This window comes from Paraprevotella clara YIT 11840, assembly GCF_000233955.1.
In the GTDB taxonomy this organism is placed as follows: domain Bacteria; phylum Bacteroidota; class Bacteroidia; order Bacteroidales; family Bacteroidaceae; genus Paraprevotella; species Paraprevotella clara.
Genome location: NZ_JH376579.1, coordinates 21,762 through 48,500, shown reverse-complemented (window position 1 = coordinate 48,500; position 26,739 = coordinate 21,762). Strand labels below are relative to the sequence as shown.

Annotated in this window: 21 protein-coding genes; 15 read left to right on the top strand and 6 right to left on the bottom strand. The window is 46.3% G+C overall.

The features are described 5' to 3' along the window. Positions 1-154: 154 nt before the first annotated feature. From HMPREF9441_RS00965 to HMPREF9441_RS00905, 13 genes are all read left to right on the top strand, one after another. The gene (locus tag HMPREF9441_RS00965) at positions 155-1,996 is read left to right on the top strand and encodes a hypothetical protein (RefSeq protein ID WP_244949548.1); all 1,842 of its coding nucleotides are present in this window, start codon (positions 155-157) and stop codon (positions 1,994-1,996) included. Between the two features lie 45 nt (positions 1,997-2,041). Continuing rightward, a complete protein-coding gene (locus HMPREF9441_RS00960; protein WP_253270806.1) occupies positions 2,042-3,430 on the top strand; it encodes a radical SAM/SPASM domain-containing protein in 1,389 nt (462 codons plus the stop codon). A gap of 1,041 nt (positions 3,431-4,471) precedes the next feature. Next, positions 4,472-5,242, top strand: a complete 771-nt coding sequence (locus HMPREF9441_RS00950; protein ID WP_244949546.1) for a zinc metalloprotease — start codon at positions 4,472-4,474, stop codon at positions 5,240-5,242. 82 nt (positions 5,243-5,324) lie between these two features. After that, complete coding sequence (locus HMPREF9441_RS00945; RefSeq protein WP_244949545.1) at positions 5,325-7,415, top strand: O-antigen ligase family protein; 2,091 nt, start codon at positions 5,325-5,327, stop codon at positions 7,413-7,415. Next, a complete protein-coding gene (locus HMPREF9441_RS00940; protein ID WP_008616997.1) occupies positions 7,402-8,091 on the top strand; it encodes an ABC transporter ATP-binding protein in 690 nt (229 codons plus the stop codon). The genes HMPREF9441_RS00945 and HMPREF9441_RS00940 overlap by 14 nt, the downstream gene beginning before the upstream one ends. Before the next feature lie 14 nt (positions 8,092-8,105). Continuing rightward, a complete protein-coding gene (locus HMPREF9441_RS00935) occupies positions 8,106-9,320 on the top strand; it encodes an ABC transporter permease (RefSeq protein ID WP_008616996.1) in 1,215 nt (404 codons plus the stop codon). After that, the gene (locus tag HMPREF9441_RS00930; protein ID WP_008616995.1) at positions 9,317-10,504 is read left to right on the top strand and encodes an ABC transporter permease; all 1,188 of its coding nucleotides are present in this window, start codon (positions 9,317-9,319) and stop codon (positions 10,502-10,504) included. The genes HMPREF9441_RS00935 and HMPREF9441_RS00930 overlap by 4 nt, the downstream gene beginning before the upstream one ends. A gap of 2 nt (positions 10,505-10,506) precedes the next feature. After that, the gene (locus tag HMPREF9441_RS00925) at positions 10,507-11,979 is read left to right on the top strand and encodes a TolC family protein (RefSeq protein ID WP_244949544.1); all 1,473 of its coding nucleotides are present in this window, start codon (positions 10,507-10,509) and stop codon (positions 11,977-11,979) included. A 4-nt stretch (positions 11,980-11,983) separates the two neighbouring features. Beyond that, positions 11,984-13,231, top strand: a complete 1,248-nt coding sequence (locus tag HMPREF9441_RS00920) for an efflux RND transporter periplasmic adaptor subunit (RefSeq protein WP_008616983.1) — start codon at positions 11,984-11,986, stop codon at positions 13,229-13,231. A 58-nt stretch (positions 13,232-13,289) separates the two neighbouring features. Beyond that, entirely contained in the window at positions 13,290-14,402 is a 1,113-nt protein-coding gene (gene prfB / locus HMPREF9441_RS00915) for a peptide chain release factor 2 (protein WP_008616969.1), read from the top strand. A gap of 25 nt (positions 14,403-14,427) precedes the next feature. Beyond that, complete coding sequence (locus tag HMPREF9441_RS18535; RefSeq protein WP_008616959.1) at positions 14,428-14,577, top strand: hypothetical protein; 150 nt, start codon at positions 14,428-14,430, stop codon at positions 14,575-14,577. Beyond that, positions 14,567-15,043: a CYTH domain-containing protein gene (locus HMPREF9441_RS00910; protein ID WP_008616957.1), complete on the top strand. Its 477-nt coding sequence runs from the start codon at positions 14,567-14,569 to the stop codon at positions 15,041-15,043. Before HMPREF9441_RS18535 ends, HMPREF9441_RS00910 begins: the two co-directional genes overlap by 11 nt. 105 nt (positions 15,044-15,148) lie before the next feature. Further along, positions 15,149-16,336: a glycoside hydrolase family protein gene (locus tag HMPREF9441_RS00905; protein ID WP_008616934.1), complete on the top strand. Its 1,188-nt coding sequence runs from the start codon at positions 15,149-15,151 to the stop codon at positions 16,334-16,336. A gap of 43 nt (positions 16,337-16,379) precedes the next feature. Here HMPREF9441_RS00905 and HMPREF9441_RS00900 read toward each other — a convergent pair whose 3' ends face one another. Continuing rightward, on the bottom strand, positions 16,380-16,781 hold the full coding sequence (locus HMPREF9441_RS00900; protein WP_008616933.1) for a VanZ family protein: 402 nt from the start codon (positions 16,779-16,781) through the stop codon (positions 16,380-16,382). Positions 16,782-16,863: 82 nt separating this feature from the next. On the opposite strand from HMPREF9441_RS00900, the gene HMPREF9441_RS00895 reads away from it, so the two are divergent. Continuing rightward, positions 16,864-18,222 (top strand): sodium-dependent transporter, encoded by a 1,359-nt coding sequence (locus tag HMPREF9441_RS00895; protein ID WP_008616931.1) that lies wholly within the window; start codon positions 16,864-16,866, stop codon positions 18,220-18,222. A gap of 7 nt (positions 18,223-18,229) precedes the next feature. Beyond that, positions 18,230-19,162, top strand: coding sequence for a ComEA family DNA-binding protein (locus tag HMPREF9441_RS00890; RefSeq protein ID WP_008616928.1), 933 nt, complete (start codon positions 18,230-18,232; stop codon positions 19,160-19,162). An 8-nt stretch (positions 19,163-19,170) separates the two neighbouring features. Here HMPREF9441_RS00890 and HMPREF9441_RS00885 read toward each other — a convergent pair whose 3' ends face one another. The 5 genes from HMPREF9441_RS00885 to HMPREF9441_RS00865 are packed head-to-tail and all read right to left on the bottom strand — an operon-like array spanning position 19,171 to position 26,708. Continuing rightward, the gene (locus HMPREF9441_RS00885) at positions 19,171-19,944 is read right to left on the bottom strand and encodes a glycerophosphodiester phosphodiesterase (protein ID WP_008616927.1); all 774 of its coding nucleotides are present in this window, start codon (positions 19,942-19,944) and stop codon (positions 19,171-19,173) included. Positions 19,945-19,955: 11 nt separating this feature from the next. Continuing rightward, positions 19,956-21,389 carry a calcineurin-like phosphoesterase C-terminal domain-containing protein gene (locus HMPREF9441_RS00880; RefSeq protein WP_008616925.1) on the bottom strand — a complete coding sequence of 478 codons (1,434 nt, stop codon included), beginning with the start codon at positions 21,387-21,389 and terminating at the stop codon, positions 19,956-19,958. A gap of 6 nt (positions 21,390-21,395) precedes the next feature. Continuing rightward, on the bottom strand, positions 21,396-21,944 hold the full coding sequence (locus HMPREF9441_RS00875; protein ID WP_008616924.1) for a hypothetical protein: 549 nt from the start codon (positions 21,942-21,944) through the stop codon (positions 21,396-21,398). A gap of 18 nt (positions 21,945-21,962) precedes the next feature. Beyond that, positions 21,963-23,426, bottom strand: coding sequence for a SusD/RagB family nutrient-binding outer membrane lipoprotein (locus HMPREF9441_RS00870; RefSeq protein WP_009392072.1), 1,464 nt, complete (start codon positions 23,424-23,426; stop codon positions 21,963-21,965). Positions 23,427-23,438: 12 nt separating this feature from the next. After that, the gene (locus HMPREF9441_RS00865; protein WP_008616921.1) at positions 23,439-26,708 is read right to left on the bottom strand and encodes a SusC/RagA family TonB-linked outer membrane protein; all 3,270 of its coding nucleotides are present in this window, start codon (positions 26,706-26,708) and stop codon (positions 23,439-23,441) included. Positions 26,709-26,739 lie beyond the last annotated feature (31 nt).

Below are 26,739 nucleotides of genomic sequence, written 5' to 3'. Positions count from 1 at the left end.
ATTAAATGTTATTGATGTTTTTACCATGAAAAAAATATTTGCCTTATTTCAAGCCGCAATATTTATCAATATATTATTGATGTTCGGGAGCTGTACAAGTGATTATTTTTATCTTGAGTCGGCTCTTATGTCAGCCGGTTCTAATCGGGGTGAATTGGAACGCGTACTTGGGCATTATTCCGAAAATCCTGCCGACAGCCTGAAATATCGGGCAGCCTGTTTCCTGATAGAGAACATGCCGTATCATTACTCGTATGCAGATACAATCCTTTTAAATCAATATTATGATGAGGTTGATTCGGTGATGGCATTGGCTAAAGGAAAATCAAATGAAATCATCGACAGCTTGTATGACAGTGTAACGCAAAAGTACGCCAAATACAATCTGGCTACAGTTCTGGACATCATGATTCTGGATGCGGACTATTTGATTAAAAACATAGATGAAGCTTTTGCCGTATGGGGTAAAAATACGTGGTCCGAACACGTGGATTTTGATGATTTCTGTGAGTTGATATTGCCGTATAAAGTAGGTGACGGACAAACTCTTGACGATTGGAGGAAGTTTTGTTATGAACGATATGAAGAGTCATTGGCCGACCGTGACAGGTGTGCGGTTTTTATGAACAATCCTTATATAGCCTGTAATCTTGTAAATGAGAATCTGCGTAAAGCGATGAATCCTGCCATCAATGGGAAAAAAGTATTGCCCGTTCGGCGCATACGTACTTTGGCTCATATCGGTTGGGGAACTTGTATAGACTATTCGTTTATGGCTCAGGCTGTCATGATGGCGAAAGGTATTCCTTGTGCCATAGATTTCACTCCCCAATGGCCTTTCCGGAGCCAAGGGCACACGTGGAATGTGTTAAAGGAAAGGATGGGGCACATGGCCGTATTTGAAGGAGTAGGTCAACCGGTGGGCATGCCACATAAGAAAGACCATAAGATGGCAAAAGTCTACAGAAGGACTTACTCTATCAATAAGGTGATTGAAGATTTGTTGAAAAAGGAAAAATCTGTTCCGGAAATATTCACCACTCCCTTTATTAAGGATGTAACGGATGAATATATGGAAACCGTAGGCTTGAATCTGAAACCGGATGTACGGACAGAACATAAATACGCGTATCTTGCCCTTTTCGATAATTTTAAATGGCAACCGGTTGCGCTTGGGGTATTGTCCCGTAATGAAATGGTTTTTGACAAGGTGGGTAAGGATGCAGTGTACCTTCCCGTAGTTTGGGAAGATACCTGTGCTAAAGCGGTTCATGACCCATTCATTCTTGACGTAAACGGGAATGTCAGGGTGTTGGCACCGAATGAGAAGAACCGTTGTAAGCTCCGGCTTTACAAGAAGCATCCGTATCTTCCGCATACATACGGGGAAGCATATCGTATGAGAAAAGCGAAAATCCAGGCATCTAACGATCCGGAGTTCAAAGATGCTGTGACCGTCCATACTTATCATACAATAGAAAACGATATATCCATACCGGACTCCTGCGGATACGAATATCGGTATTGGAGATATTTTTCCGGAGATTATGGTTTTGTGAATGTGGCGGAACTTGCGTTTTTCGAACGGGATTCCCTGCATTCTACTAAAGGTGAAATTATCGGTACTTCGGGAGCATACAGGCCGGAACCGGAATACCGGAAAGAAGCTGCGTTCGATGGAGACATCCTGACATATTTCGATGCTCCTACACCTTCTGATTCGTGGGTGGGAATGGATTTCGGGCATCCTGTGGATATCGCACGTGTGACTTGCATCATGCGAGGCGATGGAAATGAAATCGAAATAGGGAACGAATACGAATTGTGCTATTGGAAAGATGGGGATTGGGTGTCTCTCGGGAAGAAAATTGCCGATGATATTTTCCTCGAATACGACGATTGCCCGTCCAATGCTCTTTTTGTATTGCATAACCGTACCAAAGGTATTGAAGAGCGTATTTTCACATACGAAAATGACAGGCAAGTATGGTGGTAATTTATTATTCATTCAAAAATAAAATTTAATAAAATTATGAGAGTTATGAAATACAGAGTTTCTTCCTATTTGATAGATACCCCTTTGAAAGCATCTGAAGGAAAGTTGCATTTCTTCATACATGGTTATACCGGAGCGATAGACATTGTGGATGCAAAAGTTGCAGACGCATTACATAATCTTAGGGTCTTTGAGAAAACAGATGTAGGCTTTTCCGAAAAAACATTTGACCTTATGGTAAAACGGGGCTATATTACGGACAAAACGGCAGTTCAGGAGAGGGAACTGACGGGAAGACTTGCCGGGTTATTGCATAAAGATGCCAAAAGGCATGCAAAAAGTTTTGTTTTTATGGTTACGTATGACTGCAATTTCAGATGCCCGTATTGTTATGAAGCCGGTATTTCCGGAAATGGAAGGCATTGGACGAAAAGAACATTTACCAAAGAGTTGGTAGACAGGGCTTATCAGGCTATGTCGGAAATCGCACCGGACAATGAAAAGAAAAATAGCATCATAACTTTGTATGGAGGAGAGCCATTTTTGAAGGAAAATGTGGATATAGTAACCTACATCGTAAAGAAAGGGCAAGAGTTGGGATATGTCTTCGATGCCATTACCAATGGGCACGACCTCGATTGTTATACAGAGGTTCTATCTTCCGGTGCAATGCGTCATGTCCAGATTACGCTCGATGGGATGAAAGATATGCACGACTCCCGGCGTTTCCATTATCAGACGCACAAATCGTTTGATAAGATTCTAAGCAATATCAAGTTGGCTTTGGACAATGGAATTATGGTCGGGGTCAGGTTTAATGCCGATGCAAACAATTTCGGTGAAATCAAGAAGCTGCAAGATATATTTGCAGAAACCGGATTTTCTGATTCGAAGCTGTTTTCGTTTAATACTGCGATGTTGAGTAAAGAAAACTCCGATACAAAAGATACGGATATCGATTACTTTTCTCGGGAAAAATTCAATCAGATGTATGCAGAGAGTGGGTTGACCGTACCTCATCAAGACTATGGGGTCTATGATAAGGTTATTACAGCTTTGAAGAACAAAACCTGTATAAGATTCCGTTCTATTTTCTGCGGTGTACAATCTGGGTCTTATATTTTGGATCCGTATGGTGACATATATACATGTTGGGATACAGTAGGTAAACCGGAATATGTATTGGGCAGATATGCCCCAGCAGTAGAGTTTAATGACCGCGTGGCGAATTGGCAGGGGAGAAATATAGCCAATACTCCAAAATGCAGTTGCTGTAAATATGCCTTGTTGTGTGGCGGTGGTTGCATGGCCAAAGCTTTGAAGTATGGCGGAAATTTTAATGCGAGTTATTGCGATGGATATGACGATATTGTCAATTTTGCTGTAAACAAGGCATACAATAATGCAGTGAAAGATAAAATCTTTATGATATAAGAATATATATGAGCCAAGATGATGGCTTAATATGTATAACAACTGATGTTTAATCAAAAAAACTAAAAATGAAACGGAAAATTAATTCAGTGGTATCTGCGGATACCCCAAGTGAAGAAATGACGTCCTTGAACAGCCATCTCCTTAGTGAGTTCAGTATTGAAGAGTTGGAGGCGAGACTGGAGACGGATCCATTAATGCTTTCGCAGATTTTTGGGATTACGGTGAATGGCGATAATGACTCAATAGAGCCATTATGTGGATGTCGTAAACTGGAAAAATGTCCGGTGCTTGAATGTATATGTCGGGGGGGAAAGTCTTCGCCATGCAGTCCTATTTGTGAATTTTCACTGAAATAATAATTGTCTCATGAAAACGAATTCTATTATGATTGGCAGTGAAATGACGTCACTTAATAAGCCCTTGTTTGAGGACTTTAGTATTGAAGAATTGGAAGCACGTCTTGAGACTGATCCTTTGATGTTCACTCAAGTTTTCGGCAATGCTGTGATAGGTCATTCAGATGATTCTATGCCTCTCTCTTGTGATTGCAGAAAACTTTCTGACTGTCCAAATCTTACGTGCTTGGTTGATTCGTGTCCTGAGTTTAAATGATTGATAGGAAATCAAGTTTTTAGTTCTGATATGTTAAATTCCATAAATATAGTACCGTTAGATTCGGCGTACGTGGACACTAAGTACCTTGTATCGTCGGGTGAGAGACATTTTGTGGTATCCGAGACACTCGCAAAGTTCTTAGAAACCCTCAAACAATCCCAAACTTTTGAGGAGGCCGCTTCTGCATGGTCTGTATGGAAGGGAGAGGCATATACTGCGGATGATGTCAGGACGATATATGAGACTTATGTTTTAAATGTGCTTAATACAGAACCGCCCAAGAAAAAAACTTTTCTTTGGTCAAAAGATATCCTGTCACGGGGGCAGGTTGATGTATTGCAGGACATTTTCAAAGTTTTGTTTCGTCCTGCCATCATTATTGCCATTTTATTGCTGTCGGTTGCCTTGGAAACTGTGTTTTTTATGCAGGGGAATAAGGTGTCGATAGGTGAAATAGATTTGCTTGCAATCATGATTTTGGTGATAACCATGTTGCTGTCCTCCCTGTTTCATGAGATTGGCCATGCCTCGGCTTGCTGTTATTTTGGAGAAAAGGCTAAAAGCATAGGCTTAGGTCTCTATCTGAACTTTCCGGTGTTCTACACCGATGTTTCTGATATATGGAAACTGTCGAGAGGGAAACGCATGGTGGTAAACTTTGCGGGAACATACTTCCAACTTATATTTCTCATTCCGTGCATTGCCATTTATTTGCTGACCGGTAATCAAATCGTGAAATATCTGATTTATACCATAAATTTAAATTTTATCTTCATTCTGAATCCGTTTTTCAGATTCGACGGTTATTGGATTATGTCGGATTTGATAGGAATCCCCAATCTTAGGGGGAAGTCTAATTGGATTGTACTGGCTTTAAAAAACAAAATCCTGCGTAAGTCGGACAGTAGTGGCTTCTGGAGGCAAATTAGAATAAAAGAACAGGTGCTGTTGGTTATCTACACGGTAAGCACCAATCTGTTCTTTGCCTATTATCTGTTCTTTGTGATACCAAGCTTGTTGAAATCCTGTTATTTGGAATTGCCCGGACAGGTCAAGAGATTGGTTGTAGATATTGCCGTGGGAAACAGCATAACGTTCAGTCTGATTTCGTCTGTTACAGCTAAGTTGTTCATACTCTTGCTGACGTTTTATTTCTTTTATAAACTCATACGACGTCTTTTTGTCCATGACTAAACCGATCGCTTCATATAATTTTATGCCAACCCTTGGCGTTATTCTGTTTGCCTTGTGTTTTGCGCAATCAAGGGCGTTCGCCATGGCAGGGATATATACTTGCGTCCTGTTTGGGGTCGTATACAAGAAAGGGACGATAAGGTTTAATCTTTTGGATGGGCTTGTACTGGCTCTGTGGGTATGGGAATTTATTATCGGAATGTTTACCGAAGGACAGAATAATTGTATATCCTATCTTACGGGGCAATACTTGTTCATTACCTATTATTTTATTCTCCGGTTAGGGCTAAGGGATGTTTCCACGGTCAAGCCATTCATGCGGATTTTGTTGGTGTTTATATTCATGATATCCGTCATATCATTGGTTTCATTCGGCCTTTTTGCAGGTCTGGTATATGATGCCGGATTCGAAAGCCTTTATGATTTCAAGTATCTGTATAGACCTTTCGGAAGCCTCAACAATGTTTGGGGCACCTTGATGCTGATGCTTTTGGGGATTGCAGCAATCCCGTTGCTTACGTATGCCCAAAAAGGAAAGGAGGTGATATTCGGAATCATTCCTTTCTGTCTCCTGTTGGTGTGTCTGGTCTGTTCTTTTTCAAGAGGTATCTATATATGTCTGGCATTGAGTATGTTGTTAATATCCTATTATATCCTAACCTCCAATGACAAGACTCATATAAAGCTTATTAAGTTGATTTCGCTGGCGGTAGTGCTTATCGGCATGGTGTTCGTGTTCAAGAATGATGCTTTGCGGACAATGAGGTTGGTGGAAACAGAGTCCCAGCAACGGAGTTTGCAGGCCCGGGTAAACGCCTTAGACTATACATGGCAGGCATTAAAGAATAATCCGTGGATGGGTTGCGGAACAGGAAATTATTCTTTGGCGGTGAATGAATACACTTTCGAACACAACGGGGATTCGTTTACGAATATGGCACCGAATGTCTTTTCGCAGTTGCTGTTGGAAAAGGGTGTTGTAGGAACAGTGCTTTGGGGACTTGTGTTCCTCATTGAATGTATCATGTTGTCTAAGTGTAGTTTTGTGAACAGGAGGGGGCAGGTATTTCTCTTTTTGTTCCTTTTGGTCATATTCGCACGGGAGATGAGTTTTGCAGCGATACTTACGGACAAGCGGCTTTTGGCGGCGTTGGCGATATGGCTTGCCTTGTCGCAGTGCAATATTTCAAAAGAGGAAAATGGGGGAGTTGCATTTCCTAAAACCGTTTGTATGATTATGATAATCATTGGTTTTAGTGGGCTGAGTGTATATCATTTCATCTTTTGGCACGACCAAAAGTGCTATCAAGACTATTCGATATTTGCCTCTGAAAAAGATTATGTCTCAGCTTATGAGAAAGTCAATCAAGCTCGGGACAATGTGGCATCCAATGTGTTGGCATCGTCCGCATGCATGGCTATCTATAATGAACATCAAGACGGGCGATATTTGAGTCTGGCGCAAAAGCATATAGACCGTGCGGTAACTTTCAGTCCGAACGATGCTTATTTGTTAGGATGCAGAGCCGTAGTGCAGTATAGGAATAAGAAAGAGAAGGCTCTTGGTGAAGCTAAAAGTTTAGTTGCAAAGTTTCCTGAGAACACTTTTTATAGGTTGCTGTTGGCAGATATGTTGTATGGTGTTGGAAAGAGAAAAGAATCCATACCACATTTTACCAAAGCCGTTATTGCTTCTCCATCTATTTTGGAAAGTAAATCATGGAAAGAATTTGTCGGAAATGATAGAATTGTAGCGGATGATATAATGGATGCCATCAAACTTGAAACGGCCAATAAGCCTGATGATCCGCTGCGGCTTTCAAGGTATGGTAAATTGCTGTATTTGTTGGGAGATTCCACTGTGGCGAAAGAATATCTGTCTGAGGCCGCAGCCATGCTTCCGAACCTGAAAACACCTTGGGTGTATTTGGCCAAGATTGCAGGTGCTAACGCCTCGCCCGAGCTTTTACGGCACCTTGCCATTTGGAATGATACGTCATCTTCGGAAGATAATAATGATTATTCGAATTATAATGTAAAATCAATGCATTGGTATCTTTATCCGTTGCATCGGAGTATAGGCTTTCGGATATGCTGTCCGCAGTCATCCGGAAAAGTTGTATTTGAGGGTAAAGATACTGATATAAAATCCATTTATTATGATAGAACTTGAAAACATCTACAAGGTCTTTTCGACTGATGAAATCGAGACCTTTGCCCTCAATGGGGTCAGTCTGAATGTGAAGAAAGGGGATTTTATGTCCATCATGGGAGCGTCCGGTTGCGGCAAATCCACGCTGCTGAATATTATCGGACATTTGGACAACCCAACGAAGGGAACCATACGCATAGAGGGGACAGATACGGGCAATATGACTGACAAGGAACTTTCCCGGTTAAGAAATGAGAAATTCGGTTTCATCTTCCAAAGCTTCCATCTGATTCCGAGCCTGAATATCTTGCAGAATGTAGAGTTGCCGATGCTTTACAGCCGCGAAAACTTGTCATCGAAAGAGGTGAGGGAGCGTGCCGTCTCTATCATAGAGAAAGTGGGATTGGTATCCCGTATGAAACATTTTCCGTCCCAACTTTCGGGTGGTCAGTGCCAACGGGCGGCGATAGCCCGGGCCATGATGGCACACCCCCATGTGCTTCTGGCTGATGAGCCGACAGGAAACCTGGACAGCCGCATGGGGCACGAAATCATGGATCTGCTGTTGGAGCTCAATGCAGAGGGAATGACGGTAGTCATGGTGACGCATGATGCCAAACTGGCTGCTGAAGCTTCCGTTAGGGTGATGATGAACGATGGAGAAATAACGGATGTAATTAATGGGACAAAACAATAAAATGGCAACAAGAGATGAAGATGATTTTGATTTATATAAGAAATGCAGCACGCAGTGCATGGGATGATAAGCTGTATTCGACATTTTACATTCTCGGTATGGCGGTGGCGTTTATGCTGATTATTCTCTTATTTACGGCTGTTAGATTGGTAAGAAGCGATGCCCAACCGTTTGTCAACGCTGAAAATATGATTCGATTAGAGACTTGGTTTACGGATAAGAACGGGAACGAGATAGGAGGTATAGAGACACAAGACATAGAACGGTTTGTGTCTGCTTTGCCGGGGACAACCGGTTACAGCATCAGCAATACTGAAGAAATATTGGTGTTTGCCAATGGAAAGGTGAGAGTGGCAAACGTAGGCTTCGTGAGAGATTCCCATTTTGAAATCAACGAATTTGATTTTATTTCGGGCAGACCGTTTACGGAGAATGCCGTGCCTCAGGCTGTCATTGCGAAAAGTTTTGCCGACAGGAGTTTTCCCGGTAATCCCCTTGGAGAGAAAATAACTATTCAAAAGCAGGAATATACCATTGTCGGGGTTGTTCGAGATTTTTCTTCTCTTCAGAATCCTTTTGAGAAAGCAGTTATATGGGTGTCGGATAAATATAATCAGTTCCTGCCTTCATACGAAGAATGCTATTCGATAAATATCCTTTTTGATCAGAATATGCTGCCCCATGATATGCAGGAAAATCTAATACACGCCTTGACACAATATTATCGGATCAAAGGCATAGATGCCAACATCAAGAAAGATAATGTGTTGACGTTACAGGAAGCCAAGTACAAATATGTAGGGGGAAGTACCTTCAATTACGGTGCTGTCGCCATTCTGTTGTTGCTCATCCTGATTCCGGCATTGAACATCATGACCCTTAGTTCGGCCAAAGTATATGCCATGGCTACGGAAATAGCGATAAAAAGGGCACTTGGTGCTACCAAACAGCAGGCTTTTGGGCAAATTATTTCGGAAAATATCTTGCTTTCGCTTGTAGGCTTCATCTTTGCTGTCATTCTTGTAAAACCTGTGATGGCACTGATTGACGGGATGTTGTCCACAAGCGGTAATACCATTTCGGTGTTGTCCGGTTTCAGTCTGGACATTACCGTGTTGGCACTTACTCTGGTAATGGCCTTGTTGTTTGCCCTGATTTCCGGTGGAATTCCGGCGTATCATACTGTGGTTAGAAACATTGCTGTAGAATTAAAAGGTAGGGACTTATGATAAAGCATATATTAATCATGCTGTATAACCAGAAGAAAAAGTTTACAGCAGTAATATTCGAACAAGCTTTGGTGTTTATAGCGTTATCCGTTTCTTTGACGGTGGCATTGGATACGTTCAGAAGCTATCAGTCACCGGGAAAGTTAGATGTGGATAACGTAGTATATTTCGGTTACCTTATCGGTAGAAATCAGGATTCACAGCTTTCCGGAATGGCAGTAGAGGCAATGGACGTAGTAAAGGAGAGGCTTGAGAAAAAAACTTATGTAGAAAGTATAAGTGAGTGTCTGCAGTTTATACCTTATCTGAGACCGGCACAATACTATTGGGGCGACTCAGTATCTTTTGTTTCAGGAAAAAAGGTTTTTGCTCATTTTAAGGGAACTGATGAAGCTGCTGAAGTTGTATTTAAACCTGATATTATACGAGGACGGTGGTTTCGTAATGGTGAACGGGTGAATGGACTATATCCGGCAGTGATAACAGAACAATTGGCTGTGGCATCTGAAATTGAGAACCCGATAGGAAAAATTGTGTTTTTGAATGGGCGAACCTATTCGATAGTAGGCATTGTATCAGGGATAAAAGAAGCGGTCTTGGAGGAGTCTTTTCCTAGTATAGTTGTTCCTGTCTCGGTATTGTTGCCCACAGGATCAACTGGGAATTACGAAGAATTGGCTGCACGAATTAAACCGGGGTATGAAGATGATTTTGCCAATGATTTCTACCTTGAATGGAACCGTGCATGGAAATCTAATGGACAGGTAGAGCCTTGTTTAGGTTTGTTGTCTCAAGGAAAGAGAGCCGGTATGGAGAAATCCGTTATTAAAACAGTTTCAGTCGTTATTCCTGCATTGTTCCTCCTCTTATTCACACTTATCGGTACAGTCGGCATCAACTTAATCGATGTGGAAAAACGAAAGCGCGAACTGGCTTTGCGTGTCGCTTGCGGTGCGTCAAAGAAAAGCATCATGAATATGATTATTGCGCAGAACGCCGTCATTACTGGAATATCCTCCATTCCCGGTATCATAGTCATTTTGCTCAGCTTCCCGTGGGAGACTTCATTGCCTGTTGTCGGGTTTACTGTCGTGCTGACTCTGATGCTGTCCGTTCTGTGTGCATTGTATCCGGCCTTTAAAATATTCAGCATGAAACCGGTGGAATTGCTAAAGGAGGAATGAATATGAAAGGGTTGTGGAGCATATTGTGTTTGAGTACCTTGGCCCTCCCGTTGTCGGCGCAGGAAAATAAGCAGCGTCTGACCCTTGAGGAGGCCATGGTGCTCGGGCAGGCCAAGTCGGTGGCATCAATGGAAAACCGGAACAATGCGCTGAAATCGTATTGGAGATTCCGGAATTATAAGACAGACAGGTTGCCGGGTATCTCGTTGTCCGGAACGCTTCCCTCGCTGAACAAGCAACTGAATTCATACCAACAGGAAGACGGGTCGTACAAGTTCGTACCCAATAATTATTTAAGCGAATATTTAGGTTTTACCGTCAAACAAATTATACCGTTTACCGGGGGTGAGATCTATCTCGAATCCAATCTTGAACGGATGGACCAACTCGGTGCTGATGGGGATGGAAGTTTCCTGACAGTCCCGTTTACGGTCACCCTGTCGCAACCGTTGTTTGCTTATAATCCATACAAATGGCAGAAAAAAGTAGAGCCTTTGAGATTCAAGGCGAGCCAATCGGAGTATGTGGCCAATCTCGAAAATGTGAATATCTCGACGGTTTCTTCTTATTTCGACCTGTTGACTTCCATGTCCAATCTCGAAAGTGCCCGCCAGAACCAACGGAATGCTTCAGAGTTGTATAAGTCTGCTTGTGCAAGGGAGAAAATCGGAACCATCTCCGGCAGCGACCTGATGCAACTGAGAGTAGGGTTACTGAATGCCAATGCCAATGTCCTTACGGCTGAGAATGACTATCTTGAGAAAATGAATGCGCTTAAAAATTATCTCGGGTTGGATGAGCACATCGAAATAACGCCGGTGATTCCGGATGCAAAAATGATTCCTTCAATCAGCATAGAGGATATCAGGCAGAAAGCGTATGAAAACAATCCGATATATGATAATTTCAAAATCAGGTTGATTGAAGCCGAAGCCAACGTGGTCAAGGAGAAGCGGAAACGGTTGCCGGATGTGAACCTGAACCTGTCTGTGGGAACGACTGGCAGTCATCCGACATTTGCCGGAGCGTATACCCATTTAGGCAACCGGCAAATTGCCCAAATCGGTGTCAGTGTTCCCATCCTCGACTGGGGAAAAAGAAAGGGAAACTATATCCAGGCCAAAGCTGATTATGATTTGACCGTGAACAAGACGGAAAGAGAGGAACGCGAGTTCAACGAGAAAGTCCGGATATTGGCGGAAAACTTTCTGGATCAACAGGAACTTGCAAAAATTTATAGGGAAGCCGAATCGGTGGCACAAGAACGTTACAATATCGCCCTGAACAGATTTGCCGTAGGGGATATCAGCGTCACTGACCTCAACTATGCCGAGCAGGAAAAAGACAATGCCCGGCGGAACTATATATACCAGTTGTATTTGTCTTGGTACTATTATTACAACCTGAGATATATTACCCTTTTCGATTTCGAGAAGGGGACAAACATTGTTTACGATTACGAATATAAAAGATAATGCCATGATGGACAGAAAATTGTCTGATAAGGACATACGTAGGAAAAAAATAGCGAGATATGTGCGGATTGGGGCTGTGGTATGTGCCCTCGTCGTTATTTCGATTGTGATAGCGAATTTTGTGCAACCGGGTCTGGATTTGGAATCCGCAGATGTGGCGCAAGCTTCAAAAGGGACATTGGAAGTTTCGGTTGGGGCCACAGGCACCGTTACACCTTTTTATGAAGAGAGCATCACGTCGCCTATTTCCACGAAGATATTGGAGGTTTATAAAAAATCAGGCGAGCAGGTACACAAAGGCGATACGATTCTCAGATTAGATTTGTCTTCGGCCAACATCAGCCTACAGGAGGAAACCGATGCCGTCGAAATCCAAAAGTATAAGTTGGAGCAGTTCCGTACCCAAGCCGTGAGCGAAATCAGTGATTTGGAAAAGCAGGTGGCCATAGATGGCATGCGCCTGAAAAGGATGAAAGTACTGATGGCTAACGAACATTATCTCGACAGCATAGGTGCCAGTACCGAGGATATGGTACGGCAGCGGGAACTGGATTATGAAGTGGCGGAACTCCAATTCGAGCAGTTGAAGTTGAACTATGAGAACAAGAAGAAGATTGTGGAGTCCACCCTGAAAGTCAATGAACTTGAATTCGGCATTGCCGAGCGGAAGCTGTCTCTCAAACGAAAAGAATTCGGCGATGCACGCGTGCTTGCGCCTTTTGATGCCACATTGTCGTGGGTAAACGAGGCCGTCGGTTCCGGAGTGGCCCAAGGGGAGCAGTTGGCCGTATTGTCGGATTTGGGCAGGTTCAAGGTCAAGGCGGAAATTTCAGACAGTTACGCGGGGCAGTTCAATGTCGGGAGTCGTGTGGAGGTGAAAATAGGTAGCGTATCTCTTTCCGGTGGCATAGCAAACATTGTTCCTTCGGTTTCCAACGGGAAAATAAGTTTTACCGTGGTTTTGGATGATGCGTCGAACAAATCCCTGCGTCCGGGGCTTAGGGCTGATGTATATGTGGTGACTTCCATAAAAGAAAATGTCATAATGATACCGAACAGGGCTTATTACTCCGGCCCCGGAGAATATCAGCTTTGGATAGTGGACGGCGGCCAGGCTGAAAAACGTACTGTCCTTTTGGGTGAGAGCAGTTCATTATATGTGGAAGTGGTTGATGGAATCCGTCCCGGGGAAACCGTTGTTATCTCGAATATGAATGAATTTAAGACAAAGGACAAGTTGAAAATCAGATAAGAAACATTGTCGCTTACCGTTTTTTTATCTAATTTTGCAACTTGAAATATTCATTCGTATGATAACCATTGAGCAACTGAAAGATGTAAAAACGCGTACTGAGGCGCTTTACCGCTATCTGGATATTGAAAACAAGAAAATCCAAGTGGAGGAAGAGCAACTCCGCACACAGGCACCAGGATTTTGGGACGATGCCAAGGCTGCGGAAGAGCAGATGAAAAAAGTAAAGGGATTGCAGAAGTGGATTGACGGGTATAAGGAGGTCAAGACGCTTTGCGATGAATTGGAACTTGCTTTTGATTTCTACAAGGAAGAGATGGTTACCGAAGAAGAGGTGGACGGATTGTACGGCCGTACGGTGGATGCCCTTGAAGACCTTGAACTGCGCAATATGTTGCGGCAGGAGGAAGACCCGATGGATGCGGTGCTGAAAATCAATTCCGGTGCGGGAGGTACGGAAAGTCAGGATTGGGCGTCGATGCTGATGCGCATGTACATGCGTTGGGCGGAATCCCATGGTTATAAATGCACCGTCAGCAATTATCAGGACGGCGATGAGGCCGGTATCAAGACGGTGACCATGCAAATCGAGGGCGAGTTTGCCTACGGCTATCTGAAATCGGAGAATGGCGTGCATCGTTTGGTGCGTGTGTCGCCTTACAATGCGCAGGGCAAGCGTATGACTTCGTTTGCATCGGTGTTCGTGACGCCTTTGGTGGACGATTCCATCGAAGTGTATGTGGATCCGTCCCGTGTGTCATGGGACTTGTTCCGTTCCGGAGGTGCCGGCGGACAGAACGTCAACAAGGTGGAGACCGGCGTGCGCTTGCGCTACCAATATAAAGATCCCGATACGGGCGAGGAAGAAGAAATCCTCATCGAAAACACGGAAAGCCGCAAGCAGTTGGAGAACCGCGAGAATGCCATGCGCCTTTTGAAGTCGCAACTCTACGACCGTGCCTTGCAGAAACGTAAGGCCAAACAGGCTGAAATCGAGGCCGGAAAGAAGAAAATCGAGTGGGGAAGCCAGATTCGCAGTTATGTGTTCGACGACCGCCGTGTGAAGGACCACCGTACGAATTACCAGACATCGGACGTGAACGGAGTGATGGATGGGAAATTGGATGGCTTCATCAAGTCTTATCTGATGGAGTTTGCCGGAGGGGAATGAGTTTTACCTTTAAAACGATACGACTATGAGTGTGAAAAAACAAATGAGACGTGCCGCTCGTGCCGCCCGTGAAGAGAAGAAGCAGAAACGCGCAATGGGAGCTTTGATCGGTGCCTTGGCGGTACTGATTGTATTGGGTATCATTGCTTTTGCCATCATGGGGAATGAGTTTTGAAATAGAACGTAAGTTTCTGGTTACGGGCGACTTCAAGTCGCAGGCATACAGTAGCAGTCGTATCCGGCAGGGCTATATTTCTACGGTGGGGAAGGCTACGGTGCGTGTCCGTATTCGCGACGACAAGGGGTATCTCACGATAAAAGGCCGTTCGAATGAAGCGGGTATCTCGCGTTATGAATTCGAGACGGAAGTACCCTTGCAGGACGCGGAAGACCTGATGAGGTTGTGCGAACCGGGGGTAATAGACAAGACGCGTTATCTTGTGCGGTCGGGGCGGCACGTGTTCGAGGTCGACGAGTTCTATGGCGACAACGAAGGGCTGATTATGGCCGAGGTGGAACTTTCCGAAGAACAAGAAGCTTTTGAAAAGCCCGATTTCATCGGACGGGAAGTAACAGGTGACCGTCGTTACTACAATTCCCACCTTCGTACCTATCCGTATAAACTTTGGCGGGAAGAATAGGGGCACAGAAGAAAGGATGTCGATATAATCCAAATCTTAGGCGGATTAATACCATTTCGCCGGATTTGGATTTAGTAATTTTGCGTTTGTATAAAACAAACGAATATGTGGAAGCTTTTTAAACGTGAGGTGCATCATGCCTGCAAGGCAGTCGTTGGTTGTGGTTTGTTGTGCGGCATGGTGGGGGTAAGTCCTGCTTTAGCCCAGGAAGTATGGCAGGATTCTTTGCGGTCGTCCCGGGGAGTGAGTTTGACCATGCCCTATTCGGATATGGCTTTGTCGGCTCGGTTTATCGGTCCGGCCGTGTCGGATAAAGATTGGTATATCTGGTGCTTCTCGCCGATTTGGGGAAAGGACGGAAAAGTGCATGCCTTCTGTAGCCGGTGGCCTGCCGCAGAGGGAATGGAAGGATGGACGGGCGCAAATGCGGAAATCGCACATTACGTGGCCGACAGGCCGGAAGGGCCGTTCCGTTATGTGGCTACGGTCATGAAGACCTCCATGTTTCCCGATCCGGCTACCATGTCTGCGCCGCACAATCCCCGGTTGGAATATGTGGACGGGAAATACGTTTTACTTTACATCTGCCAGAATCCTTCGAAAGAAGGGACGAAGCAACGTGTGGGGATGATGGTGGCCGATAACTTGGAGGGGCTGTGGCGTTTCGCCGGCGACCGCGGCGGTATCATGGTGGAAGCCTCGGACGCCCCCGGGCATTGGACGTATCAGGCAGCCATCGGGGCTGACAACCCTGCTTTTCTGAAGATAGAAGGTAAGTACTACATTTATTATAAATGCGGTACGCCGGAACACATGAAAGCCAAGTACGGGTATGCCGTGTCGGACAAGTTGGAGGGGCCGTACGAGATGTGCGACGCGCCCATTACGGACAATGTGTCTTATTTGGAGGATGCCCAGGCGTTCAGTGTGGACGGAAAGTATTATCTGCTGACGACCGATAATCTGGGAGGAAACTCCGGAGGCTGGGGCTATCTCATCCTTTGGGAATCCGAAGACGGGAAAAGCTTCCGGCGGGCTGATGCCCAAATAGCTATGGGGACGGTTTTCGACTATTGGAAAACCCCGGCCGACCGTGAAGAACTGATGAAGACACCCGGCCTTTTCGTCCGTTGTGCGTCGGGAAAGCTGGAGCGTCCTGCCGTATTGCTGAAGAAAGGCAAACCCGCATATTTATACGGGGTGGCAGACGTGAATGTAAATGGAGGAAAAGTGTCCGAACCTTACGTATTCAGCGTGAAATGGAAAGTGTCCAAGCGCAAATCCGGGCGTTGAACCTTTGGGTACGGGTTATATGGTTACGGCCATCGGTTTCTTTTTACCGATGGCCTTTTTTCCGGAGTGTGCGGGTGACGAAACATCCGAGGACAATACCGGACAATGCACCTATGGCATTGGCGGCCAAGTCGAGCCAATCGCCGCTCCGGTTGGTGGTGCAATAGGCTTGTGCCAATTCGATGAGGCCACTCATGGCTACCGGGCCTATGTAAAGGGCAAGGGCACGTGGCATGGAGGTGAAAGTCTTCCGAGTACGCCAGTCCTCCGTCCACAAGATGAACGCTAAGGAACCGTACATCAGTAGGTGTGCCCACTTGTCGATAAAGCGTACGTTGGCTAATTCTATCTTGGGTGGAGTGAATAGCGAGAGATACCAAATTACGAGAATAAGGATAACGGTTATCGGATGGCTTTTTATCCATTTTGTCAGTTCGTGCGTCATATAAATAACATTTTATCTGCAAAAATAATTCTTTTTTCGTATTTTTGTCGGCATTACGGGTCTAATATTTAAGAAAGGGCTTATGTCGGCGAATGAAAGAGTGAATTTTGGAAGTAAGATCGGGATTATATTGGCTTCGGCCGGGTCGGCTGTCGGACTGGGAAACATTTGGCGTTTTCCTTGCGAAGTGGGCGAGAACGGTGGGGCTGCTTTTATTTTGGTTTATATCCTGTGTGTGATGTTTCTGGGCATACCGGTAATGGTTTCTGAGTTTCTTATCGGTCGCCGTTCGCGGGCCAATACGGGAGGAGCATACGAAGTGTTGGCACCGGGCACACAGTGGAAATGGGTCGGTATGATGGGAGTGACGGCTGCTTTTCTTATCTTGGGATATTATGGCGTAGTGGCCGGGTGGACGTTGGAGTATATGGTCGCTTCGGCTACGGGGAGCCTTTCGGAGAGTAAGGACTATACGCTTTTCTTCAATGATTTTGTCGGTAGTCCTTGGAAACCTGTACTCTATATGGCGGCTTTCATCCTGCTTACGCATGTCGTTATCGTTCGGGGTGTGAAAGACGGTATAGAGAAGTTCTCCAAAGTTATGATGCCATTGCTGCTGCTGATTATTTGTGTCTTGGTGGTTTGTTCCTTCTCCATGCCCGGTTCGTCCGAGGGGTTGGCTTTCCTGTTGCGTCCCGATTTCAGTAAGGTAGACGGTAAGGTGGTGCTCGATGCCATGGGGCAGGCTTTCTTTTCCATGAGTGTCGGCATGGGATGTCTTTGTACGTATGCTTCCTATTTTACGCGCGATGCCAATCTGGTAAAGACAGCCGGAAGTGTGGCGTTGATAGACACGTTCGTGGCCGTGCTGGCCGGTTTCATCATTTTTCCGGCAGTCTATTCCGTTCCGGGGCTGTCGCCCGATGCCGGTCCGGGATTGGTGTTTGTCACTTTGCCCAATGTGTTCCAGTTGGCTTTCAAGAGTGTACCGTGGGTGGGCTATATCTTCTCGCTCATGTTTTACGTATTGCTGGTGTTGGCAGCGCTGACTTCCACCATTTCTTTGCATGAAGTGGCTACGGCCTATCTGCACGAGCGTTTTAAACTTTCCCGTAAGAAAGCTGCCACCGTGGTGACCTTGGTTTGTATGACTTTGGGGGTATTTTGCGCTTTGTCTTTCGGGCTGTTGAACGGAATCCGTCTTGGAGGAATGACTATTTTTGATCTTTTCGATTTTGTCACAGCCAAGTTGATGCTGCCTTTGGGCGGGATGTTTATTTCTATTTTTACAGGTTGGTATCTTGACCGCAGGATCGTGCGAGAGGAAGTGACGGATTGGGGGAAACTCCGGATACCGTTTTTCGGTTTCTATATCTTTCTGTTGAAATTTGTGGCTCCGGTGGCCATTGCTTCCATTTTTGTAAACGAACTATTCAAATGACCGGAAAATGAGGCGGACGTGGCGTAATCTCTTCTATTTTTCGAAAGCGGACAGAAGGGCGATCTTACTGTTGGCGGGCGTATTGATGGGGATTGTGTTATCCACTTCTTTTTTCTTGTGGTTCGACCGTCGGACACCGGCGAAAGAAGACAGCGGAGACTCGTTGGTTTATGAACGCTTTTTTGCCGGATTGAAACCGGATACCGTGGTAGTCGTACGTAGCGGGCCAACCTACGGACAACCCGTTAAGGCGAAACCGGCTACGTTCTTTTTCGACCCCAATACGGCTGATTCCACCGCTTTGCTCCGTTTGGGCTTGTCGCCATGGCAAGTGCGCAATATTTATAAATACCGGGCACGTGGCGGACGTTACCACCGTCCGGAAGATTTTTCCAAACTTTACGGACTGACAAAAGGAGACTACGAAAGGCTGTTGCCTTATATCCGTATTGCTGATAAGTATAAGTTGATGTCGGACTTGTATCCTCACGGTCTGCCGGGAATAGACACCGTGGAACTCCCTCCCCGGCAAGAGAAATTCCCGGAAGGCATACGGGTGGAACTGAACACGGCCGATACGGCTACATTGAAGAAGATTCCCGGTATCGGTTCTTATTATGCGAGGAGGATTGTGGACTACCGCAACCGTTTGGGCGGCTTTGTGTCTGTGGCTCAATTGAAGGAGATGGGGGAGTTGCCTGAAAGCATCGGAAGATGGTTTACGGTATCCCCGGCCGTACATCGTCCGTTGCTGGTCAACCGGATGTCGGTAGAGGGCTTGCGCCGTCATCCCTATTTGAATTTCTATCAGAGCCGGGTGATAGTGGAGCATCGCCGTAAATATGGGCCGATAAAAAAGCTGCAAGCGTTGTCGTTGTACGAGGAGTTTACCCCTTCCGACTTGGAACGCCTGCAGCCTTATGTGAGTTTTGAGGAATGACTCGTCCGCTATGATTTTTCTTTCATGAGTCGTATGGCCTCTACGGGGTGGTCGGTCGTGACAAAATCTACTCCCAGGTCGCGCATTCTTTTCAGGTCTTCTTCTTTGTTCGTCGTCCAGGCATTTACTTTCAGACCGCAGCGATGCGCTTCTTCTACCCATTCGGGATGTTGGTCGAACACCTTGAAATTATAGTCTATGCCGGTGAAACCTTTGGCTTTGGCTTCCTGGGGCGAGAGGTCTCCGTTGATGTAGAATATCTCGGAGGCTCCGCTGGTGGCTTTGACTAACTGTTCGCATACGTTCAGACTGAAAGAGATGTATTCCGTTTGTTTTTCCATTCCCATGTCTTTTACCATTTTTACGATGGTTTTCACGGCTTGGTCTTCATGTTCTTTGTTTTTGTTCTTCTTGATTTCAAGAATAAGTTGCAGGTCTTTCAGTTTGCGTCCTTCCTCTAAATAAGCTTGCAAAGTAGGCAACGTCTCTCCGTTTTTGAGTTTGCTGTCTTTGATTTGCTCGTAAGTAGCCCGGGATATGGCTGTCGAACCGATGGTATTGTCATGATTGACAACTACAATGCCGTCGGCAGTCATTTGTACGTCGAATTCTGCCCCGTAGACTTTCGCTTCGGCCGCTTTTCTTAAAGAGGCCAATGAGTTTTGTGCCGAACCTTCGGCTTTCCAATAACCTCGATGGGCGATGACTTGTGTCTGTGCCTGGATGCTTAGTGCGGCGAGGCAAAGACAGGCTGTAGCAATGGTTTTTTGATAGATGTTCATTTTTATCAGGCTTATAGTTCGATTTGTTGTGTGTAGCTTTCATGAAAACGGTTAGTCGCTTTGACCGTGACGGTTCGGGCCGACGTAGAAGGTTGGGCACGGAAAAGATGGCGGGTGTGGTAGCCTTCGGCTTTTCCGTTTTTCATTGTGATGAAGTCCTGATCTTCATCTTCGAATGGCTGCATCGGGCCTTTCGGTTTTCCGTCTTCGAACCATTTTACTTTCCAATCCGGATCCCAGTCCCAGATGTTGGCCACGACTTGTTTCGGTTGGCTTTTGAATTCTCCAGGTTTGTAGATGCGGAATTGGTAGTCAGAGGGTTTCCCGGTAGCTTTGTAGTGCCATTTCACGTTTTTGTCGTCTACCTCTACTATAAGGTATCCGTTGGGAGCCCCGCAACGGTTCACGTGTCCGGCCCACCACGCTCCGCAGGCGGCTCCTATGTTGTGCTCGTAGATGTTAGCCGCAGGTTGCGCGTTTTCGTAGAAATGGGTATGGCCGGCAAATATATGTACCTGGTAATCTTTGAGAATGTCCAACAGCTCCGATGTATTACTTGTGTTTCCACTGCCCTCTGCCGTTGTATTGGAAGTAGGTGCATGCAGGTTGAGGAACACGAGACTGCCTTTGGGCACATAGCTCAAATCCTTTTTCAACCATGCCAGTTGGGCCGGAGTAAAAGCTTCTTTGTATTTCTTTCCGCCTTGGTAGTCTATGTCTTTCATGGTTACGACATGTACTTGGCCGATGTTGAAAGAGTAATCGGTCGGACCGAATGCTTTGTGGTAATCGGCTTCTCCATAACCCGATTCCGGAACTTCCGTGCGTTCCATATCGGCATACTTAAGGTTGAAATCGTGATTTCCGATGACTTGGAACATTGTCAGCCCCAAGTGGGAAACACTTTCTTTGTATGGTTCCATCAGGTTCATGGCATCCCAGACCAAATCTCCCACGGCCATGCCTACCACTTCTTTTCCTTTGAAAGAATCCACTGTGCGTTTCAGGTCGGGAACGGTTTCTTGCCGGAAACGGTCGAGATGAGCGTCGGTTTTCACTTGAGGGTCGGAAATGGCAATGTATACAAACCCGCGGGTAGGGGTTTCCCGTGGTTCAAGCATGAAATTACAGATGTTTTCTTGTGAATCGGCTTTTTGGAATTGGTAGAACTTGTCAGCAATTCCGTCGGTTTCCGGTAACTTGTAGGCAGATGGGGTTGAGATGTAAACTAACGGCTGGCGTTCTGCATCGCTTTCCATACGGTAATGTCCCATGGCATCGGTCGTAGTGAAATTACGTCCGTCCGTCACGACTACTTGAGCTACAGGTTTTCCTTGGGTGTCGGTGATACGGCCTTTGACGATTCCCGGGGCTGCCGAGGTCTGGGCAGCCATCAGTCCACATAAAACAAACGGAAATAGGATATGTTTATAGTTACGTTTCATAGCTTTTTAATGTTTTCTGAGTTTTACTTTATCGAATAGGGCGATGATGGCTTCCGGTCGGTCGGCCGAGCGCAAAGCTTGCTCTAAGGTTTGGGTGTCTTGTTCGAAGCAGATTACGTTGGCGCAGTCCAGGATATGAGCCATGCTGGTGATGGCGGTATCACGGCTGACCTGATGTTTGTTGACGGCTTTCTTATAATATTTATTCACCTTGTTGACGGCTTTATATACCGCCGGTTTGACTATTTCTACCGATGTGTCGGAGAAACCGACGGACATGTCGTATTCGTGAGTATAGTTATGGACGAAAGTGTCCCACTTTTTAGCGATGCCCTCTCCGAGGAAGTGGTCGGATTCGAAAACTACTTTTGCTACGGGAATGTCGCCATATACATCGAATACAAACTCCGTGCCTAACGCTTCTTTACTCTCGGTGTTTCTTTTTTCCGGATGGGACGTGGAGACGGTTGTTTCCGTATGGTTCTCCGGACAGGCTTCTACGGGGACTGTTCCTGCGCAGCAGCAAACAGCCATTGCTACAATAATTTTTTTCATATTCTTCTATGTTTTGTTTTACTTCTGCCAAATCAACTTGATGGAAAACTCATCGCCACCCATGTTTTTCTTGGCTTCCTGATAGTTTGCCATATTGGTACGTTGCACGGCGGCCGGATATTTAAACCTTCGAGGCATTTGGTTGTGGCTGATTTGTATGCCTTCTCCTACGGGAAGAACCGGATACCCCGTACGGTTGTATTCGAACCATTGTTGATAGTCGCAGAAATACAAGGCCACGAACTTTTGATTCATGATACGCTCCAAGGAACCGTCGTATCGGGCTTGAGGATTATCGAAATAATCGGCGGGGAGTGTGGCGTTCCACTGTTCCACAGAAGCCTGTACGCCTTTCTTGTAGGCGGTTTCAGCTTCTGTGGCGCCGCCGGGGAGGATTCCTTTTTGGAACAATTCTGCCTTGATGAATTCCACTTCTGCGTACGACATCAAGGTAAGGTCCATCGGAGCCTTTGCCATACTTTGGTTGGGGAGGGAAGCTGTTATGGCCGGTAGAGTCAGATAACCACTGGGAAGTCCCACGTAGGCTTTGGTACCGTCTTCCTGTTCCACTTGGGTGGCAAATACCGGCAGGCGCGGGTCATTCCAGGAGTTGAGTAGGTCGATGAAGAATTCAGATAAGTTGACGTATGAAGTGAAATCTTGAGGGCGTGCCATGGGTGCCTCTTCAGGGAATACCCCCGATATGCCCAACATGGCAGCATCGTCATTAGATTCGAATACGGGATACGTAGCCGGGTTGTCGTACATTTCCTGTAGTTCGGCTTGTGCGTTAAAACCTTCTGCATCCAAGAGCCGGGTCAAGGTACGCATGCGGAGCGAATTACAGAATTTCTGCCATTTCTTGATGCCCTCTCCGTCGGTAGTGCTGTAAAGCATGTCTCCGGAAGTGTTGTACACGAGTCCGCTTTCTGTATCAAACAAACTGTTGGCCGTTTTCAGATTGTCGAGGATTTGCCGGTAGACTTGTTCTTGCCGGTCGAACCGGGGAGCAAGAATACCTTGGTCGGCCGAACAGGCTTCCGACATGGGAATGTCACCGAAAGCGTCGGCCAATATGCCGTACATCCAGCTTTGCAAGGTGAGGGATACGGCTTCGTAGTTCGGTTCGGGGGAAGCCAGTCGGGCATTGAGCCGTTGGATTTCTTTGGCATTGTTGATCCATTTGTAGTAGGTGTTCCACGTCCCGTCGCCTCGGGAGTCTGTCATGTTCCACCATCCTACTCCGCTTGTGCCGTTATTGCTTACGAGGCATTGCATCAAAGGAAATGTGTAGTCGTAATAGCGGTTCCAGTTATAAGTGCCCATGTCGTAAAGAATCGGGTCGAGCAGAGTGCCGGGATTCACCTTTTCCATACGTGTGGGGTCTGTATTCAGCTCATCGAAATCGGTACATGACGAGCAGGCAAAGCCGCTTAATACCATTCCGAGTGTGATATTTCTTAAAAGATTCGTTCTTTTCATTGTTTTTGTTCTTTAGAAAGTAAGATTGAGGTTGAAGCCGAAAGTTCTTGTAGTAGGCAGTGAGCCTGTTTCTATACCGGATACCATGGAACTGCCGTCCAGGGCTACGGATTCCGGGTCGAAGAGAGGATAGTCGGTGAAACACCACAGATTGCGTCCGTATACGGCTATCGAGGCTTTTGAGAATGGAGATTTTTCCAAGACTTTCTTAGGGAGTTCGTATTCCAATCGGATTTCTCTGATTTTCAAGAAAGAGGCATCGAACGAGTTGGTTTCTACATTGGCTCTCCGATAATACTCCTTATAAAAACTTTCGATAGTTACCACTTTCGTGTTGGGTGAGAACGTTCCGTCGTCATTCCGTACCACGCCCGGTGCTATCATGTACATTCCGCTTTGAGGCGTGTAGCCGGCGGCGGCAATGCGCGGGTCGCTGGCATCCATATAATACTCCGTACCCAGAAGGCGCCCGTTCAGAGATTGTGTAAGTTTGCCTTGTTCCATCATTTTGTGGAATGACATGCTGTAGATTGTACCGCCTACTTGTCCGTCAAGCAGAATACCTAATTTAAAGCCTTTATAAGAGAACTCATTATACCATCCGGCTTTCCAGTCGGCATAGGCCGTACCTACATATTCGATTTCGTCGGCTTGTTCGGGTAGACCGTTGTCTCCGATAACCACGTTGCCCTCGGGGTCGCGTACCAGTTTGTAGCCCCATAAATCTCCTGTGGTACCTCCTACACGTCCGATGATAGATGCGGTTCCCACAGTGCTGATGACCTGGTTTTCGTCTGCTCCTTCAGCCAGTGAGAGTATTTTATTGTCATTCTTCGACCATGTGAGCGTCGTGTTCCATCGGAAGTCGCGTGTCAGGACCGGCGTGGCCGTGATTTCCAATTCATATCCCCTGTTACGGACACAGCCGGAATTGATTGTGCCGCGGCTGTATCCTGTGGTCGGGTCGAGAGGAGCATCCAGAATTTGGTTTTTAGTACGATTATAGTAAAACGAGAAGTCTACACCTATTCGATTGTCGAACATACGGAAGTCGAAGCCGGCCTCGTAGTTCGTCGAGATTTCAGGTTTAAAGTCTTGATTGTATAAAGTGGAAGCCACTTCGGCCGACCCCGGAAAATTGCTGTTGTCGTAGTAAGCGGAGGTCTTATAAGGGTCGGTGTCGTTACCGACTTGGGCGAAAGAAGCCCTGAGCTTAAAGAAACTGATGGGGTCGGGCAGAGCAAATAATTCATTCATGACGGCACTGGCGCTGACCGAAGGATAGAAGAAAGAACGGTGGTTACGGGGAAGGGTAGACGACCAGTCGTTGCGTCCTGTCACATCGAGGAACAGTTTGGACTGCCAGGACAGGTTGGCGGTGAAATAAAGGCTGTTCAAAGCTTTCCGTCGGATGGTATTCACGACATTCGGATTAGAGATTCCGTTAGACAGCTTGTACACACCGGGGGTAATAAGTCCGTTGACGGAAGCCGACAGTAGGTCATAACGTTGTTGCATCATGTTGCCTCCTACGGAAGCATTGAGGTGGAATCCTCCGTCGTATGAATCATGATAGGTCAACAAGGCGTCGCTATTCAATTCGTAGTCGAAAACGTTTTCTTTCTTAAAGAACCCGTTGCGGAATACCACGTCGCTGATGGGGCGATGCTGTTCGCGCTGGTCGGCCGAGAGTTGTATGCCGGAACGTATCATGAAGTCGAACTTACTGCTTAGCTTCAGGTTGGCCGATACGGTAGAGACGACGTTATGTTTTTCCGAAGGATTCTCTGCTTCGTACAGCGTGACAAAGGGATTACCGATGTAGCTACTGTAAGGTTGCAACTGTTCAAGTCCTTCCTGGCCCTTTTTCCACATGGGGCGCAGCCAGTCCAGGTTCACGTTCGGATTCTGGAAGATGAGGAAGTAAGCAATGGAATTGCTGTTGTATCCCAATGCGGGAGTGTTGTTGATTTTACGATAAGTATAGCTCGTTTTGAAGTTGACACGTAAAGCACGCGAGATTTGTTGGGCTGCCGATATCATGGCCGATACGCGTTGAAAGCCGGTATTGGGCAATATCCATTCGTTTTTGGTATGTGTGATAGAGGCTCTCAGGTTGCCCCGGTCTGATTTTCCGGTCAACGCTACGGAGTTGGTTAGGGTATAACCTGTTTGAAACAGGTCTTTCCGGTTGTCTTTGTAAGCCACCCAAGGAGTCGCAGCGTCGGCACGGCCTTGGTTCTCCGGAGAGTATTGATAGAACATCTGTCCTTCGAAACGCGGACCGAACGCGCTGCTGGTTCCACTGGTGCTGGGAGTTCCGTCCGGACCGGCACCGTATGAATAGTAATGTTGTCCGGTGTATGCCGTACCTTCCGCACCGATGTTTTTGGCTTGTCCTTGTCCGAATTCATATTGATAGTCGGGCCAGCGCATGACGTTATCCATACTGACGTGGGCGCTATAAGAAACGCCAAGCCCCTTTTTGGCATTGGCTCCCGATTTGGTGGTTACCATGATGACGCCGTTTGCTGCACGCGAACCGTACAAGGCTGTGGCACTGGCTCCTTTCAATACCTGGATACTTTCGATGTCTTCCGGATTCAAGTCTGAGAAACCATTGCCGTAGTCTACCGAGAGTTCGGCTGCATCGCCGGCTCCGTAGGCCATTCCCGGGTTGGTCATCGGGCTGCTCAGGGGAACACCGTCTACGACTACCAAGGCATTATTGCCATTCGCATTCAGTGAAACATCTCCTCGCACGGATATCCGACTGGTACTTAGCGGTCCTCCGGAAGAGATGATGCTCAACCCGGCCACTTTTCCTGTCAGAGCCGACGACCAGTTAGCCGGCATTGTACCGGTGATTTGGCTGCCTTCCACTTTCGTCGTGGCGTATCCCAAGCCTTTCTCGTCGCGTTTGATGCCCAATGCGGTTACCACTACCTCATTGATTTCTTCCGCGTCTTCCTCCAAATGAACTTGGAGGGCTTTATTGGAATATTCGATTTCTTGTGTCTTGAAACCTACATATTTCACCTCCAGGCGGTCCTTGGCTGTCAGCGTCCGTTTGCTTTCGAACGAAAACTTTCCGTCCAAGTCCGTGATGGCTCCTTCTTGACTGTTCTTTACCTTGATAGTGGCGCCCATTAACGGTTCACCCTTTGTGTCCGTCACTTGACCTCTCACCAAGCTTTGAGCCTGTATGGCATGGGTCGTCAGGCTGCTGATAGCCAGGATAGCCATACTCTTGCTCAATTTCGTTAAAACTTTAGTTTCCATTTTTTTCTATTTGCTATATGTATTTGAGTCG